At 56.1% G+C, this 15,064-nt stretch carries 13 protein-coding genes; 6 read left to right on the forward strand and 7 right to left on the reverse strand.

All coding sequences use genetic code 11. The annotated features are described in order from the left end of the window. Positions 1 to 60: 60 nt before the first annotated feature. From GOV89_RS21940 to phaR, 3 genes are all read left to right on the forward strand, one after another. Positions 61 to 1,863: an alpha/beta hydrolase gene (locus GOV89_RS21940; protein ID WP_171239085.1), complete on the forward strand. Its 1,803-nt coding sequence runs from the start codon at positions 61 to 63 to the stop codon at positions 1,861 to 1,863. Between the two features lie 131 nt (positions 1,864 to 1,994). Continuing rightward, positions 1,995 to 2,441: a phasin family protein gene (locus GOV89_RS21945; RefSeq protein ID WP_171177334.1), complete on the forward strand. Its 447-nt coding sequence runs from the start codon at positions 1,995 to 1,997 to the stop codon at positions 2,439 to 2,441. A 134-nt stretch (positions 2,442 to 2,575) separates the two neighbouring features. After that, complete coding sequence (gene phaR, locus GOV89_RS21950; RefSeq protein WP_171177332.1) at positions 2,576 to 3,127, forward strand: polyhydroxyalkanoate synthesis repressor PhaR; 552 nt, start codon at positions 2,576 to 2,578, stop codon at positions 3,125 to 3,127. Between the two features lie 41 nt (positions 3,128 to 3,168). Here phaR and GOV89_RS21955 read toward each other — a convergent pair whose 3' ends face one another. From GOV89_RS21955 to GOV89_RS21985, 7 genes are all read right to left on the reverse strand, one after another. Further along, complete coding sequence (locus GOV89_RS21955; RefSeq protein WP_171239086.1) at positions 3,169 to 4,383, reverse strand: DegT/DnrJ/EryC1/StrS aminotransferase family protein; 1,215 nt, start codon at positions 4,381 to 4,383, stop codon at positions 3,169 to 3,171. A gap of 115 nt (positions 4,384 to 4,498) precedes the next feature. Beyond that, on the reverse strand, positions 4,499 to 5,803 hold the full coding sequence (locus GOV89_RS21960) for an FAD-binding oxidoreductase (RefSeq protein WP_171239087.1): 1,305 nt from the start codon (positions 5,801 to 5,803) through the stop codon (positions 4,499 to 4,501). Positions 5,804 to 5,811: 8 nt separating this feature from the next. After that, a complete protein-coding gene (locus GOV89_RS21965) occupies positions 5,812 to 7,170 on the reverse strand; it encodes a glutamine synthetase family protein (protein WP_171239088.1) in 1,359 nt (452 codons plus the stop codon). Further along, complete coding sequence (locus GOV89_RS21970; protein ID WP_171177324.1) at positions 7,170 to 7,850, reverse strand: type 1 glutamine amidotransferase; 681 nt, start codon at positions 7,848 to 7,850, stop codon at positions 7,170 to 7,172. Before GOV89_RS21970 ends, GOV89_RS21965 begins: the two co-directional genes overlap by 1 nt. A gap of 58 nt (positions 7,851 to 7,908) precedes the next feature. Then, positions 7,909 to 9,228, reverse strand: a complete 1,320-nt coding sequence (locus GOV89_RS21975; RefSeq protein ID WP_171239089.1) for a glutamine synthetase family protein — start codon at positions 9,226 to 9,228, stop codon at positions 7,909 to 7,911. A gap of 130 nt (positions 9,229 to 9,358) precedes the next feature. Continuing rightward, positions 9,359 to 11,545 carry a xanthine dehydrogenase family protein molybdopterin-binding subunit gene (locus GOV89_RS21980; RefSeq protein WP_171239090.1) on the reverse strand — a complete coding sequence of 729 codons (2,187 nt, stop codon included), beginning with the start codon at positions 11,543 to 11,545 and terminating at the stop codon, positions 9,359 to 9,361. A gap of 3 nt (positions 11,546 to 11,548) precedes the next feature. Continuing rightward, a complete protein-coding gene (locus GOV89_RS21985) occupies positions 11,549 to 12,013 on the reverse strand; it encodes a (2Fe-2S)-binding protein (RefSeq protein ID WP_171236778.1) in 465 nt (154 codons plus the stop codon). A gap of 137 nt (positions 12,014 to 12,150) precedes the next feature. Between GOV89_RS21985 and GOV89_RS21990 the strand changes: the two genes are divergently transcribed. The 3 genes from GOV89_RS21990 (at position 12,151) to GOV89_RS22000 (ending at position 14,902) form a co-directional block, all read left to right on the forward strand. Then, a complete protein-coding gene (locus GOV89_RS21990; protein WP_171239091.1) occupies positions 12,151 to 12,774 on the forward strand; it encodes a TetR/AcrR family transcriptional regulator in 624 nt (207 codons plus the stop codon). A 530-nt stretch (positions 12,775 to 13,304) separates the two neighbouring features. Further along, positions 13,305 to 14,141, forward strand: a complete 837-nt coding sequence (locus GOV89_RS21995) for a hypothetical protein (protein ID WP_171177314.1) — start codon at positions 13,305 to 13,307, stop codon at positions 14,139 to 14,141. A 5-nt stretch (positions 14,142 to 14,146) separates the two neighbouring features. Continuing rightward, the gene (locus tag GOV89_RS22000) at positions 14,147 to 14,902 is read left to right on the forward strand and encodes a sulfotransferase family protein (protein ID WP_171177312.1); all 756 of its coding nucleotides are present in this window, start codon (positions 14,147 to 14,149) and stop codon (positions 14,900 to 14,902) included. The last annotated feature ends 162 nt before the right edge of the window (positions 14,903 to 15,064 follow it).

Consider the following 15,064-nt stretch of genomic DNA (forward strand, 5'->3'; position numbering starts at 1 on the left):
GCCCCCCAGCACCCACGACGTTATTCTGCATAGCAGCGAGGTTAGGGGGGAATTGTTAAAATGACAACAAGTGAAGACCAAATGCCAGACGTATCAGACGAACACATTGAACGCCTTAAAGAAAATATGGAAAAGGTCGAGCAACTCTCGAAGCGTTTGATTGAGGTCATGGCTACTAAAAAGCCTCACACACCTGCATTAGATGGCCCGAATCAAGAGCTTTTCGCACGAGCAGCAACGGCATATTGGGCCGAAGCTTGGCAAAATCCCGCCAAACTGTTGGAGCAGCAGATAGAATTCTGGGGAAAGTCTGTTCTGAACTTTGCTGAAGCGCAGCGTGCGTTGACAAAAGGCGAAGCGGATGACGAAATCTCCTCCCCCGGAGACAAGCGCTTCTCGAACCCCTTGTGGGAAACCAACCCCTATTTCCGTTTGATCCGTCAACAATACCAAACCAACGCCCAGGCTATTGCGCAAGCTGTCGCTTCGGTCGACGATCTTGATACCAAGGACAAGCGGCGCTTGCAGTATTTCTCGCAGCAGATCATCGACATGATGGCGCCGACCAATTTTCTGGCGACGAACCCGGATGCTTTGCAAAAAGCGGTCGAGACAGAAGGCCAATCGTTGATCAAAGGGCTGGAGAACCTTGTTGCCGACCTGGAAGCCAACGATGGCGAACTGGTGGTAAAGCTGGCGGACGAAAATGCGTTCGAGGTCGGCGGAAACCTGGCAACCTCACCGGGTGAAGTGGTCTATCGCAACCGGATGATGGAGCTGATTCAGTACAAGCCTGCGACAGACACTGTCTACGAGACACCAATCGTCCTGTTCCCGCCCTGGATCAACAAGTTTTATATCCTGGACCTCAAAGCACAGAACAGCATGATCAAGTGGATCACCGAGCAAGGCTACACCCTATTTGTTGTCAGCTGGGTCAATCCGGATGAAAGCTATGCCGAAACCGGCATGGAAGATTACATTCAGGACGGCTTTTTGACGGCAATCGACGTTGCCAAGAAGATCTGCAAGGTCAAACAGGTCAACGCGGTCGGCTACTGCATCGCGGGCACTACTCTTAGCCTGACTCTTTCGCTGATGAAGCAGCGCGGGGATAAGTCGGTCAAATCAGCCACGCTGTTCACGGCATTAACGGATTTTTCTGATCAGGGTGAATTCACGCCTTTCCTGCAAAACGACTTCATCGACGGGATTGAGGAAGAGGTGAACGAGGAAGGCGTGCTGCGCTCGTGGATCATGGCGCGCACGATGTCGTTCCTGCGGTCACGCGACCTGGTCTATGGACCAGCCATTCGCAGTTACATGATGGGCGAGGTGCCTCCGGCCTTTGATCTGCTCTACTGGAACGGCGATGGCGCGAACCTTCCCGCGAAAATGGCCGTCGATTATCTGCGCGGCCTGTGTCAGCGTAACGAGTTCGCAACAGACGGTTTTGAGCTGTTGGGACACAAACTGTCCGTCAGCGATGTAGATGTGCCTTTGATGGCCGTTACATGCGAAACCGATCATATCGCTGCCTGGAAAGACTGCTACCGGGGCGTTCAGAAAATGGGATCGCGTTCGAAGACTTTCGTGGTTTCCGAGTCGGGCCATATCGCAGGCATCGTGAACCCTCCGAGCAAAAAGAAGTACGGACACTACACCAATCCAGACCTGAAACTGGATTCCGACACTTGGCTTAAGGAGGCAGACTTTCATGAAGGGTCCTGGTGGCCGATGTGGGACGCATGGCTGAAGAAACGGTCCGGGAAACAGGTGCCCGCACGCGTTGCCGGCGATTCGGAATACCCAAGCCTAGCTCCGGCTCCGGGTACCTATGTTTTGGCAAATCCAAACGCCTGATTTCATTTTGAAACTTAAATTTTTCTGCATCGCAGCAAGAAAAAACTTGCAATGCTGCGATGCAGCAATCATATTGTCCTCAAGCTGATGAAGCCCGGGGTGGGCCCGGACCGGCTAAAAGGATTAGGACAATGGCAAAGACCCAAGACTTTAGCGCGATCATGAAAGACATGATGGGCGCATTCCCGGTGGACACCACCGCAATGGAAGACGCATTCAAATCGACCGCTTCGCTGAACGAAAAGCTGTCGGGCGTTGCTTTGGAAGCTGCTGAGAAATCGGCCGAGATCTCGAACAAATGGACCAAGGACACCCTGGCCAAGCTGACCGAGATGTCGAAAGCAAAGACAGAGCCTGCTGACTACGCAAAAGCGGCAACCGATTTTGCAAGCGCGTCGGCTGAAGTCGCAGCTGAAAACCTGGCTGCTTTCGCTGAAATCGCGAAAAAAGTTCAGACCGAAACCGTCGAGCTGCTGATGGCTGCTGGCAAAGACGCTGCAGAAGAAGCAACTGCTGCTGTCAAGAAAGCAACCAACGACGTGACCACTGCTGCTAAGAAAGCCGCAGCGGCCAAGTAAGAACGTCCGCGATAGGCACCTTATCCTCCCTAAAGGTGCAATCGCGTTGGGCAGGTCCATTGACCTGCCCTTTCTTTTTGTGCTGCAGTCGCATAACCTGTGCTGCAACGCATCATCCTTGGGGAGGGTACCCGGTGTCGGACCAAGAAAAACCGCTGCTGATCAAGCGCTATGCCAGCCGTCGGCTGTATAACACCGAGACCAGCGATTACGTGACGCTCGAAGATATTGCGGGGTTTATCCGTGATGGACGCGAGGTTCAGATCATCGACCTGAAAACCGGGGATGATCTGACACGTCAATATCTTCTGCAAATCATTGCTGAACATGAAAGCCGCGGTGAAAACGTACTGCCGGTTAATGTGCTGAACGATCTGGTCCGCAGCTATATGGTGCCGGGTGGGGGTATGATGCCACAATTCCTGCAAAGCTCGTTCGAGATGCTTCGTGAAAGCCAAAGCAAGATGATGGAGAATATGAGCGCCATGAACCCGATGTCGCAGATGCCGGGATTCGACGCGCTGCAAGCGCAGCAACAAGCGTTCCTGAAAGCCATGACTGGTGGTTTGTCCAGCGGCTGGTCCTCGCCTGACGCGGAAGAGGAAAAGGCCGAGCCGAAAGAGGATCTGGACGACATCAAGAAACAACTGGCAGAGCTTCAGCAGAAGCTGTCCAAGCTGAACTGAAATCGAAAAGAAAAGGCCCGCAGTTAAGCGGGCCTGTTTTTTTAGGTGCCATAGACCGGCATCGGGCCGGTCACTTCGCCCACAGAAGCCAGCAGAATATCCGCGATCACATCCAGCTCTTCGCGTGTTAGTCGCACGGGAAGGCGCACGTCGCATGCTTTCATCAGCATGGCGCGGGTTTGGGGAAGCTCGAATTTCTCGGGCAAGAACTGCCAGTTCCAGAATGCACGGGCATTGTCCTCGCTCAGACCAAAGACCTGCACTTTCACACCACGTGCCTCGGATGCGGCGGCAAAGGCGCGAATCTCGGCCTCGTCCATGCCAACAAGATTGAACTGGATCGAGTCGGGCGCTCGCCTTTCAGGTGCCAGCGGTGCGGGAACATCGATATAGGGTGATGTGTTCAGGCGCTCGGCCACATAGTCGTGATTTGCCAGGCCGTCGCGAACACGGCGCGCAAGTTCAGGGATCTGAGGACGGATCACCGCCGCGCTCAGATTGCTGAGACGCAGGTTATACAGCGGCAGTTTGTTCTGCCAGCGGGCAAAGGCCTCTTCCAACTCGGAAGAGTTGTCGCCGTGCGGAGTTTTGTGCTTCTTCCAGTTATGCTCATACGCGCCAGACATGATGACGGCGCGGGCCACCATATCAGCATCATCCGTGACCAGTATGCCGCCTTCGCCTGCGTTGATCATCTTGTAAGACTGGAACGAGAAACAGCCGACCTTGCCAATGGTGCCAATATTGCGGCCATGCCACGTGGTGCCCAGCGAATGCGCTGCGTCCTCGATCACCGGGATGTCGCGCGCGTCGCACAGGTCCATGATGGCATCCATGTCTGACGTATGTCCGCGCATATGGCTGATGATCACGGCTTGAGCGTTGCCCAGCTTGGCCTCGAAATCTACCATGTCGATGCGATAGTTTTCACCCACCTCGCACAGAACCGGAATGCAGTCCGCGTGCACGACAGAAGAGGGCACTGCGGCGAAGGTAAAGCCGGGTATCAGAACGCGTGCGTCGCGAGGCAAATCCAGCGCCTTGAGCGACAGGAACAGCGCGGCCGAGCAAGAAGAAACCGCAAGAGCGTATTTCGAACCCAGCAATTCCGCGAACTCGGCTTCCAGCAAGGCCACCGGGGCATCTTGCGGTGCGGTATAGCGGAACAGATCGCCTGATTGCATCAAGGCGTCGATGGCTTCGCGGGCGGCTGCGGGGATGGGTTCGGCGTCATGAACGTTTGGTGGAAGCGTCATATTTGGTTTTCCCGAATTCTATCTTTGGGAAAGATAAAGCTATTCACGTGGCAAGCCAAGCGCTCATTCCACGCTGCGGCGAGAATTCACCAATCTGTCATAATGTTTAAGTGGATCAGACCCCAAGACGGTCGCGCAGCGCGAACCAGGTCATCGCAAGTACCAGCAGCGGGTTGCGCAGGGCGGGTCCGCCGGGAAAGGGCAGGGCAGGCACACGCGCCATTGTATCGAACCCTTCAGCCTGTCCCTGTATTGCCATGGCCATGAGTTGTCCGGCATGTGTCGCAGTGCCGACGCCATGACCGGAATAGCCCGAGGCCGACAGGATATTTGGTGCCACGCGGGTAAGATAGGGCATTCGCCGCATGGTTATTGCGAGCGTTCCCCCCCAAGCATAATCGATTTTGACATCGCGCAGATGCGGGAAAATCTCGGTCATGGGTTTGCGAACCTTGGCGGCAATATCTGAAGGGAAACGGTAGCCATAGCTTTCGCCGCCCCCGAACAACAGTCGACCATCCGCACTCAGGCGGAAATAGTTCACAACGAACTTGGTATCAGCAACCGCGACATCCTGTGTCAAAACACGTCCGGCATCGCTGCCTAGTGGTTCGGTGGCGGCAATGAAGTTGTTGATGGGCATGACCCGAGAAGCCACAGAGCGATCGAGGTCGCCCAGATAGCCGTTACACGCCAGGATCACATGCTCGGCCCGAACGGTCCCGTTAGAGGTATGGAGTACTGCAGGTCGTGCTTCATCAATCCCGGTGACCTCGGTGTTTTCGTAGATCCGCACACCCGCTTTCGCCGCCGCGCGCGCCAACCCCAAGGCATAGTTCAAGGGGTGAAGGTGCGCCGCGCCCATATCCAGATAGCCGCCTTTGTAAGCCGGGGACGGGCAGAGCGCGCGGCCTGCGTTTTCATCCAATAGCTCAATCTGATCATAGCCATACCGTCCCGACAGATGACCGGCGTGATCATGCAGCTCTTTTTGCTCTGAAGAGCTTAGGCCCAAAACCGCAATTCCGGGTTTCAAGTCGCAGTTGATTTGGTGTTTGGCGATCAGAGACTTGACCAGATCCTTGGCGTCTTCGGCCAAATCCCACAGCTTGGTAGCATCTGCATCGCCAACAAGGCGTTCGAGATCTTCCTGATCCATCCGTTGCGCACTGCCCAATTGGCCACCATTGCGACCGGACGCGCCGAAGCCGACGCGATGGGCTTCGAGTAACACGACGTCGAACCCGCCTTCGGCCAGATGCAGCGCTGCTGACAGGCCGGTGTAGCCACCACCTACAACGCATACGTCTGCTTTAGTATCCTTTGACAGAGCAGGAAAACGATCCATCGGGTTCGCAGTCGCAGCGTACCAACTGGCAGGGTATTCGCCCTTGCGGTCATTCGAATAAAGCAGGTTCACGGCGTGTCTCAGACGTTGATCAACAGATGCTCGCGTTCCCACGGAGAGATGACCTGCAGGAATTCCTCGTACTCAGCCCGTTTCACGATGCCGTAGACGCGGGCAAATTCGGGCCCAAGGACCTCATGCAGGGCCGTAGCCTCGTCAAACAGATCCAGCGCTTCCCCCATGACCTGAGGAATATCCCCTTCGCCTTCATAAGCGTCGCCATAGAATTGGCGGCGGGGGCGCTCCTGTTCGACCAGGCCCAGATAGCCGCAGGCCAGTGACAATGCGATGCCCAGATACGGGTTGCAGTCCATCCCAGCGATACGGTTTTCGACACGGCGCGCCGCGGGGCCAGAAAGCGGGACGCGGATGCCGGTTGTGCGGTTGTCGCGGGCCCATTCCAGATTAATCGGCGCTGCATGGTCTTTCACATAGCGTCGGTAGGAGTTCACATAAGGCGCCATCACGGCCAGGCCGGCGGGCAGATGGTTCTGTAACCCTGCAATAAAGTGGTAGAACGCGTCCGTCTCACCGCCCTGCGGACCGGAGAAGAGATTCTCTCCCGTTTCCATGTCGATGATCGAATGGTGGATGTGCATGGCCGATCCGGGCTCTTCCTCGATCGGTTTGGCCATGAAAGTCGCAAAGCAGTTGTGGCGCAATGCAGCTTCACGGATCAGGCGTTTGAAGTAAAACACCTCATCCGCCAGCTTGATCGGATTGCCGTGACGCAGATTGATCTCTAGCTGTCCGGCTCCACCTTCCTGCGTGATGCCGTCGATCTCGAACCCCTGATGTTCGGCGAAATCATAGATGTCGTCGATCACCGGACCAAACTCGTCCACTGCTGTCATGGAATAGGCCTGTCGTGCCGCCGCCGGGCGGCCAGAGCGACCCATCATAGGCTTGATGCCCTGTGCCGGGTCGACATTGGGCGCGACCAAGAAAAACTCCATCTCGGGCGCGACAACGGGTTTCCATCCCTTGTCGTGATAGAGCTGCACAACACGCTTAAGAACATTGCGCGGGCTGTACGGTATAGGATTGTCGTCCCGGTCATAAGCGTCGTGGATCACCTGTAGCGTCCAGTCTCCGGTCCAGGGCGCAGCGGAGGTGGTCGAGAAATCGGGTTTCAGGATCATATCCCGCTCGATAAAGCCATCTTCACCTGCGGCCTCGCCCCAGCCACCTGTGATGGTCTGGTAGAAAATGCTGTCGGGTAGGTGGAAATACGACTGCTTTGCAAACTTCGAAGCAGGCACAGCCTTACCCCGTGCGATACCAGGCAGGTCCGAGATGATGCATTCAACCTCGTCCAGCCTCTGTCCGTGGAAATACGCTTTGGCGGCGTCCGGCAGTTTATCAGTCCAATCAGCCATCAGGCTCTCTCTTTCTTTAGAAACTCGGCCATTTGGCGCGCGATTCTTGCATTGTCATCGGGTGCAGTTTCACGGTTTGCGGCTGCTCGCATAAGGTTATCGGGAACCACGCCTTTGCCGCGTGTCCGCATCAGGCCCGAAACGAATCCGTTAGAAAATTCTGGATGCGCCTGAACTGTCCAGATCGTGTCTCCATAGGCCAGCATCGCGTTTTCGCAGAATGCATTCCGTCCCAGAACACGAGCCTGATCAGGGAGTTGTACAACCTGATCCTGATGCCAGGCATTTAGCCAGACCTTGTCCCCATCATAGTCATACTCTGTCCGCCCCACGGCCCACCCGCCCGAGAATTTCTCGACCTTGCCACCTAGGGCCTGCGCAATGATCTGGTGGCCAAAACACACGCCAATGAGCGGCCTGCCGCTTTGGTGGATCTCTCGGACCAACGCTTCCAGCGGTGCAATCCAAGGCAGGTCGTCATACGCACCATGGCGCGATCCGGTGATGACCCAACCATCTGCGTCATCGGCTCCGTTTGGGAAGACATTGTCCACAACCGCAAATGTTTCGAAATCAAACCCGTGGCCATCAAGAAGTTTGGGGAACAGAGCGTCGTAATCCCCAAATTCATCCTGCAGCACATCTGGGGTGTGGCCGGTTTGTAGTATGCCGATTTTCATGTGACACCAAATTTGATCAAATTCATTCTAGCTGAGTCCGTGCAGGGCGGCAAGAGGGTCAAACCGCCTCAAGATAGCTCAGCCAGTGTGCCTCTGAAGGAATATTTTCAAATCGGGCAATCTCTTGCCGCTTGGTCATTGCCAGGTACCGGATTAGATCGGCAGGGAACAGGCGGGCGATCAGGGGATCTGCCTCAAACCGGTCTATTGCCGTGGACCAGTCTGGCATCAACTGCGGCAGGTCCGGATGATCGTAGGCGTTTCCGGTGATTGGGGCAGGGGGCTGCAGCCCGTCTTCGATACCTATTAGGGCTGCGCCCAGAACCGCACTCAGCATAAGGTATGGATTGATGTCGCCCCCAGCAACACGGTGTTCAATGCGACGTGCTGCCGGCGCGCCACCCGGAATACGAATGGCCGCGGTTCTGTTCTCGTAGGCCCAGCACGCTCCGGTCGGCGCATGTGCGCCCGGCACAAGTCGCGTGTAAGAATTTCCATGCGGCGCAAAGATCAATGTGCTGCCAGGCATGGCCGCGACACAGCCCGCTACGGCCGACGTCAGAAGCTCTGTGCCTTCGGGCCCGCCATTGTCAAACACGTTACGCCCGTCTTGATCCAGGACCGAGAAGTGCACATGCATCCCATTGCCTGCATCCTCGGCGTAGGGCTTGGACATGAAAGTTGCCGCAAACCCGTGTTTGCGGGCCAGCCCCCGCGTCAAGGCCTTGAAAAGCCACGTATCGTCAGCGCAGCGCATGGCGTCTTGGTGGTTCAGGTTTATCTCGAACTGGCCCACGCCGCTTTCTGAAATGGCAGTCTGCGCCGGGATTCCCATGTCGGCGCAACCGTCATACAGGTCAGTGAAAAACGCTTCGAAGGCGTCCATTTCGGCAACTGATAGTACGGCCTCATGCGAAAGACGGCGACCGGTGATCGGATTCAACGGAGGCTGCGGTTGCGGGCCAGAGGTATCGACCAGAGTGAACTCTAGCTCGGTTGCAGCCAAAACCGACCAGCCACGCTGTGCATAGCGCTCCAACGTGGTGGCCAGGGCATGGCGCGGGTCTCCGGCAAACGGAGTCCCGTCGTCGTCAAAAAGGCTCATTGGAACCAGCGCCGTTTCATTTACAAGCCAGGGAACCGGCACTGGTCCACGTTCCGTCGGGCGTAACACGCCATCGGCGTCGCCTGTTTCAAAGACCAGAGGGCTGCCGTCGATATCAGCACCCCACAGATCAACGTTCAAGGCCGAGAACGGCATCCGCACCGCACCTTTTTCCAGCTTGTCTGCATAATTGGCGGGGACGCGTTTGCCACGCATCTGACCGTTCAGGTCACATGCGGCAACTCGGAAATTGTGCAGGGCGCTCAGGTCCATTGGGGGCTCCGTCGGTACTTTTCCCCCGAGATGTACTTCAATGGATTTGCTTTGTCATCAAATTTGATCAAATTGTGCGGGTAGCAAAAGGGCGTCGACGTAAGTAACGCCGACGCCCTAAAGTTTTCGGTCAGGCGAATGTAACGCCGTTTTCCGCCATCGGCAGGGTCGTGACCTTAACGCCCGTCAGGGCGCGGATCGCATTCGCCAGCGCCGGAGCGGATGGGGGCGTGCCCGGCTCACCCACACCGGTCGGTGCTTCAGCCGAAGGAACGATGTGCACGTCGATGGCCTGGATGTCACTGATCCGCAGTGGCTCGTAATCCGGGAAGTTTGTCTGATCCACGGCACCGCTGGTGAGCGTGATCTGATCGCGCATGACGTGGCCGATGCCGTAACCGACACCACCTTCGATCTGCGCCTTGATCACGTCGGGATTTACGGCGATTCCGCAATCGACGGCACAAGTCACCTTTTCGATGCGAATGCCGCTGTCCACGTCGCCGGACACTTCGACAACCTCGGCAACATACGAACCAAATGACTTGTGCACCGCGATGCCCTGCGCATGACCAGCCGGTGCATTTCCCCAACCCGCCTGTTCGATAGCCAGTTTCAGAACGCCGGCCTTGCGGGCCTGGTCGGCATTGGTCGCATCGTTCAGATGTGCCAGACGGAATTCAACCGGATCACGCCCTGCTGCTTCGGCAGCTTTGTCCATCATGGTTTCCATGACATAGGCCGTATGGGTGTGACCCACCGAACGCCACCACAAAAGCGAGGTCGCCTTGGCCGTGTCGGTCAAACCCAGCGACATGCCCGGGATGGCGTAAGGACTGTCTGCGATACCCTCGACCGAGCTGTGGTCGACGCCGTCATGGACCAGCACAGACTCAAACGGTGTGCCTTTCATGATCGACTGTCCCGCAACCTTATGCTGCCAGCCGACAACGTTGCCCTGACCGTTCAGTCCGACACGGACCTTGTGGCCGAAAGCAGGACGGTAGTATCCACCGCGGATGTCATCTTCGCGAGTCCAGACCAGTTTCAACGGGCGCGTCCGATCAGTAAGTACAAAGGCCAAGGCGGCTTCGACCTGATAATCCGCATCCGGAGTGGCGCGGCGACCGAAGGACCCACCTGCAAGCAGTGTCTTGATCTGGATTTTTTCCGGAGGAAGCCGGAAAATCTCGGCGAAGGCGAAATGGGTGATCGTGGGGATTTGCGCAGCGTCGTGCAGCAGGATGCCACCATCTTCGGTTTGTTCGATGGTGCAGTTCATTGGCTCCATCGGGGCATGCGCCAGAAGCGGGAAGAAGAATGTCTCTTCGATCACCGTGTCCGCACCGTCGACTGCCTTCGCAACGGCTGCCATGTCCGCTTTATTCACATTGTGCTGTGGCTCGGCGTCCAGAGCGGCACGAATCTTGGCCTCGATCTCATCCGAATTGCGCGTTTCGGCTGCGGATATGTCCCACTCGACCTCAAGCGCATCACGGGCCTGAATCGCAGCCCAAGTGTTTTCGGCGTAGACAGCGACGCCCGCATTGTTGGGCAGAGTCGCAGCGTTGATGAAGCCCTTAATCTCTTTCGCGACACTATCGTCAAAGCCAGTAACAGTGGCACCGCGCGCCTCAGGGCGTTTGATCATGGCGATCATCTGGTTGGGTAAATGCAAATCCATACCATAGATCGCCTGACCGTTGCCCTTGATGGCTGAATCCTTACGGCGCACATCCGGGTTGCCGATCAAACGAAACTCTGACGGATCTTTCAGGCGCGGCTCTGCCGGAGCTTCGAGCTGCGACGCAGCCGCCACAAATTCGGCGATTGGAGCTTCGTTGCTGCCCACCTTCACAACACCTTCATCGATCGTCACGCCCGACGCGTCCACGCCCCAGGCTTGCGCGGCGGCTGTGATCAGCATCTCACGCGCAGCGGCACCGGCCTGGCGGTATTGCTGCCATGAGTTGGCGATAGCGGTCGAACCGCCGGTACCCTGGGCCTGACCAAATGCAAGGTTGGCGTAAACTTGGGGGTTAGACGGTGCAAAGTCATATTCGATCTGGTCCATCCGCAGGCCGATTTCTTCCGCAATAATCGTCGGCAGACCGGTCGCTGGGCCTTGACCCATTTCAAAATGCTTCACGATCGCAGTCACGGTGCCGTCGGCATCAATCCGCACAAACGGATTGAGCTGAACGTTCTCGGACGACGCTGCGGCAATCGCGCCATCGGGACGCGCACCAACCAGCAGAACCGCACCTGCGGCAGCTGCACCCTTCAGAAACCCCCTGCGGGAAGTGTTGATAGTCATGAATCAGGCCTCCAGAATTTCAGATGCACGCTGGATACCGGCGCGGATACGTTGGTAGGTCGCGCAGCGGCAGGCGTTGCCGTACATGTATTCGTCGATCTCTTCGGCGCTGGGCTTGGGGTTCTCAGACAGTAGGCCAACGGCCGACATGACCTGACCAGACTGGCAGTATCCACATTGGACGACATCAAGCTCGACCCAAGCTTGCTGGACGGCCGAGCCGATCTTGTCCGCACCGATCGCTTCGATTGTGGTGATCTCGGCATCTTCGACATCTTCGATATACGTCTGGCACGAGCGGACGGGTTCTCCGTTCAAATGCACCGTGCATGCGCCACAAGAGGCAACGCCGCAGCCGAATTTGGTTCCGGTCAGTTTCAGTTCATCCCTGATTACCCAAAGCAAGGGGGTGCCGGGTTCGGCTTCGACCGTATGCGTCTCGCCGTTCAGTTTCAGATTTATGGCCATGAGGGGGTCTCCGTGTTGGCTTGTTGCCCGAGTCGGTAAACTGGCGGGTTTACATGTGGCACAATACTTCGCGCCTGTAAACTCCTGCGTTTACCTAGGGTTTGACCGGCCCCCGTCAATAGGTCTATAGCTCGGGTATGAATGAATGCAGCACACCGAATGCGTCCAAGTCCGCACAGATCATCGAAGCTGCCGTGGCCGAGTTCCAGGAAAAGGGTTTTGCCGCAGCAAGCATGGATCGCATTTCTGCGCGGGCCGAAGTGTCGAAGCGTACGCTGTACAAGTATTTTGAAAGTAAAGAAAATCTGTTCCGGTCTATCGTGATCGAATTGTCCAGCCGTTTTGCCGAGGTGCTGGAAATCCGGTATGAAAAGGGTCGCGATATTCGCGAGCAACTCACCGAGCTGGCTTGGGCCGAGGGACGAATTCTAATGCTGCCGGATGTCATTGCGATGGCGCGGATGGTCATCAGCGAAACCTTGCGCAACCCTGTGCTCGCGGCTGAGGCGCAGGGCAAACTGGATAAGACCGCTACATTTATCGCCATGCTCAAAGATGCGGCTGAAGATGGGCAGCTGAGAATCGACGACCCCGAACAGGCCGGGCAAGAGTTTATCGGCCTGATCAAAGCACGCGCCTTCTGGCCTTTGTTGTTTACCGGCGGAACGCTGACCAAGGCTGAGATGGAGGACACGATCGAAAGCAGTGTTCAGATGATGATCAGCAGATACGGCATCGATCCGGACTTGCCCGCCTCTTGAGCGCACGTGGGTGTCGCGTAGGCCACACATTGCGTCAACAACACTGCACCGATCCAGCTTAACCTTTCGCAATGCGCGGCGGCTTGCGGAAAAAAATAGATGCAGCTATCAAATTCTTCCGAAATCGGCCAATCGGCATTGAAAGAACGTGCGCTTTGCCAACCAGCCCTAACCATCCAACTGCAACTCAATTTGGGGCTCCAGAAGCGGCAGTCCCATGGCGTCTGTCGGCCGCGCGAAATCCTTGGCATTCTGTCCTGATCGAAAAGAACGCGACCCAACATCGGATTTCAAATTATCAATACGACGGCTGACTGCTGATTTCGGTGTTTTCAGTTCTTACGCGGTACGGCGAAGTCCCGAAATCGCGCTACCACTTCAAGGGTTAACAGTGAGCTCTTGGGTGACAATTTTCGTAAGTGGAACATCATATCAATTTTGGTATGAGTATGAGCACAAAAAAGCAATGGGAATGCAAAGCAAAACAGTTCTAACTCTCTACCAGGTTTCTCCAAGGGAACAGATGAGCGATGAACAGTTACGTAAAGCCACCCAAGTGGGAAAACCCCAAGGTCAAGCTCTTTCCGCATCAGGTTGGTTTTACTTGTCCTCCGCATGACTTTGACGCGGCCCCGTCTGATTTCTTGCGCATGGCACCGCGCAGTGTTGGTGTGCACGGCCGTATGCTTCATGTGCCGGACTATGCTCACCGGCTGGATCAACGCAAAAAGAACTTCGGCCTGCTGGAAGAATTCATGGAATGCATGGCCAACAATGGGGCGGACGTCTGTGGGCAGGTCGGTTCAAATTGGGTGCATGCCAGCGGTCTGGGTGTAGAAGGTATCCGTCAGCATATCGAAATGCTGAGCGACAAGTACGAAACACCGTTTCACATGGCAGGCTATTCGATGGTTGAAGCGCTGCGTGATCAGAATGTGGAAAAGGTCGCGCTCAACGCCTGCTATCACAGGGACACTTGGTATCAAGGCACAGTTGGGTTCCTGAAAGAAGCCGGGTTTGATGTGGTCTGGGCCGGTAACTTTTTTGATCAGGGTTGGTTCAACAGCCAGGAAGCGGTCGATGATTGCATTTGGTGTTTTGAAGAAGAGCTGATCTACAAGTCCTTCGATTATACTGCTGACAAGGCCCCCAATGTCGATGCTTATCTGATCAACGGGATGAGCAATTATCGCCGCCCGTCCGACGGTATTGCCCAGCGTCCGGTTCACTATGAAGTCGAACTGGAGAAACGGCTTGGCAAGCCGGTCATTGGCCATGACACCGCGCTTTACTGGCGCATTTTCAAAACCCTGGGCTTGGCTCCGGAAACCCAGCAGGGCAGCCTGCTCTCCTCACTGAAAGACTGAAGCGAATGCACAAGATTGTAGCTCTCTGGGCGATTCCCCGCTCTACCTCGACCGCGTTTGAATGGATGATGCGCCAACGTGGCGATCTGGATTGCCTGCATGAACCATTTGGCGAAGCCTGGTATCAGGGTGAAGACCCAATGTGGCCGCGTTTTCAGGAAGGTGAAGTCACAACCCCCGGCCTGACCCTGGAAAGTGTGTGGGACGATATCAAAGCCCGTGCCGCAAAAGGGCCGGTCTTTATCAAGGATTTCCCACATTATATCAACCATATGTGGGACCCCGAATTCTTGTCGCATTTCACACATGCCTTCCTGATCCGCGACCCGGCCAAGACGATTTCGTCCATGTACAACAAATGGCCGGATTTCGATGAGCTCGAGGTCGGGTTCCCCGAGCAGCGCGCTTTGTTTGATCTGCTGACAGCCTTGAACGGCGGCAAAAAACCTCCGGTTGTTGACAGTGACGACCTGCTGGAAAACCCGCATGACATGACCCGGGCATTCTGCGATGCGGTTGGCATCCCCTTCGTCAAAGAGGCTCTGACCTGGAAAGCTGGTGGCGACCCGTCCGAGCATAGTTGGTGGGACGGTGGGTCTTTTCATGCCAACCTGGCCCAGTCTACCGGTCTGAAACCGCAAAAACGAAAGTACGTTGAAGTGGCTGATGCCCCTGAACGCGTGCGCCGTGTGCACCGTCGGATGAAGCCTCACTATAATCACCTGTACAAGCACCGCATCCGCGTGTCGGAAACTGCCTGAAAAGAAGCAAGATGAAAAAGCGAGTCAAAACAGCGGCGGTTTCACGCCCCGCTAAGGTTATGCCTTACGGTCCAATCCCGGAACTTTATGTGTCCTATGAGTCTGCCCAGAAACTTAAGTTCGAAGCTTCTGATCTGACCAGCCATGACCTGAGCCCGCGTC

The sequence above is a fragment of the Ruegeria sp. HKCCA5763 genome, assembly GCF_013034545.1.
Lineage (GTDB): Bacteria > Pseudomonadota > Alphaproteobacteria > Rhodobacterales > Rhodobacteraceae > Ruegeria.

What these genes read in the sequence shown, in the direction of transcription:
- GOV89_RS21945 (WP_171177334.1), top strand. Translation starts at nt 1,995, where the DNA reads ATGGCAAAGACCCAAGACTTTAGCGCGATCATGAAAGACATGATGGGC.
- GOV89_RS21970 (WP_171177324.1), bottom strand. Translation starts at nt 7,850, where the DNA reads ATGAAAATCGGCATACTACAAACCGGCCACACCCCAGATGTGCTGCAG.
- GOV89_RS21980 (WP_171239090.1), bottom strand. Translation starts at nt 11,545, where the DNA reads ATGACTATCAACACTTCCCGCAGGGGGTTTCTGAAGGGTGCAGCTGCC.
- GOV89_RS21985 (WP_171236778.1), bottom strand. Translation starts at nt 12,013, where the DNA reads ATGGCCATAAATCTGAAACTGAACGGCGAGACGCATACGGTCGAAGCC.
- GOV89_RS21975 (WP_171239089.1), bottom strand. Translation starts at nt 9,228, where the DNA reads ATGGACCTGAGCGCCCTGCACAATTTCCGAGTTGCCGCATGTGACCTG.
- GOV89_RS21965 (WP_171239088.1), bottom strand. Translation starts at nt 7,170, where the DNA reads ATGGCTGATTGGACTGATAAACTGCCGGACGCCGCCAAAGCGTATTTC.
- GOV89_RS21990 (WP_171239091.1), top strand. Translation starts at nt 12,151, where the DNA reads ATGAATGAATGCAGCACACCGAATGCGTCCAAGTCCGCACAGATCATC.
- GOV89_RS21995 (WP_171177314.1), top strand. Translation starts at nt 13,305, where the DNA reads ATGAACAGTTACGTAAAGCCACCCAAGTGGGAAAACCCCAAGGTCAAG.
- GOV89_RS21940 (WP_171239085.1), top strand. Translation starts at nt 61, where the DNA reads ATGACAACAAGTGAAGACCAAATGCCAGACGTATCAGACGAACACATT.
- GOV89_RS21955 (WP_171239086.1), bottom strand. Translation starts at nt 4,383, where the DNA reads ATGACGCTTCCACCAAACGTTCATGACGCCGAACCCATCCCCGCAGCC.
- GOV89_RS22000 (WP_171177312.1), top strand. Translation starts at nt 14,147, where the DNA reads ATGCACAAGATTGTAGCTCTCTGGGCGATTCCCCGCTCTACCTCGACC.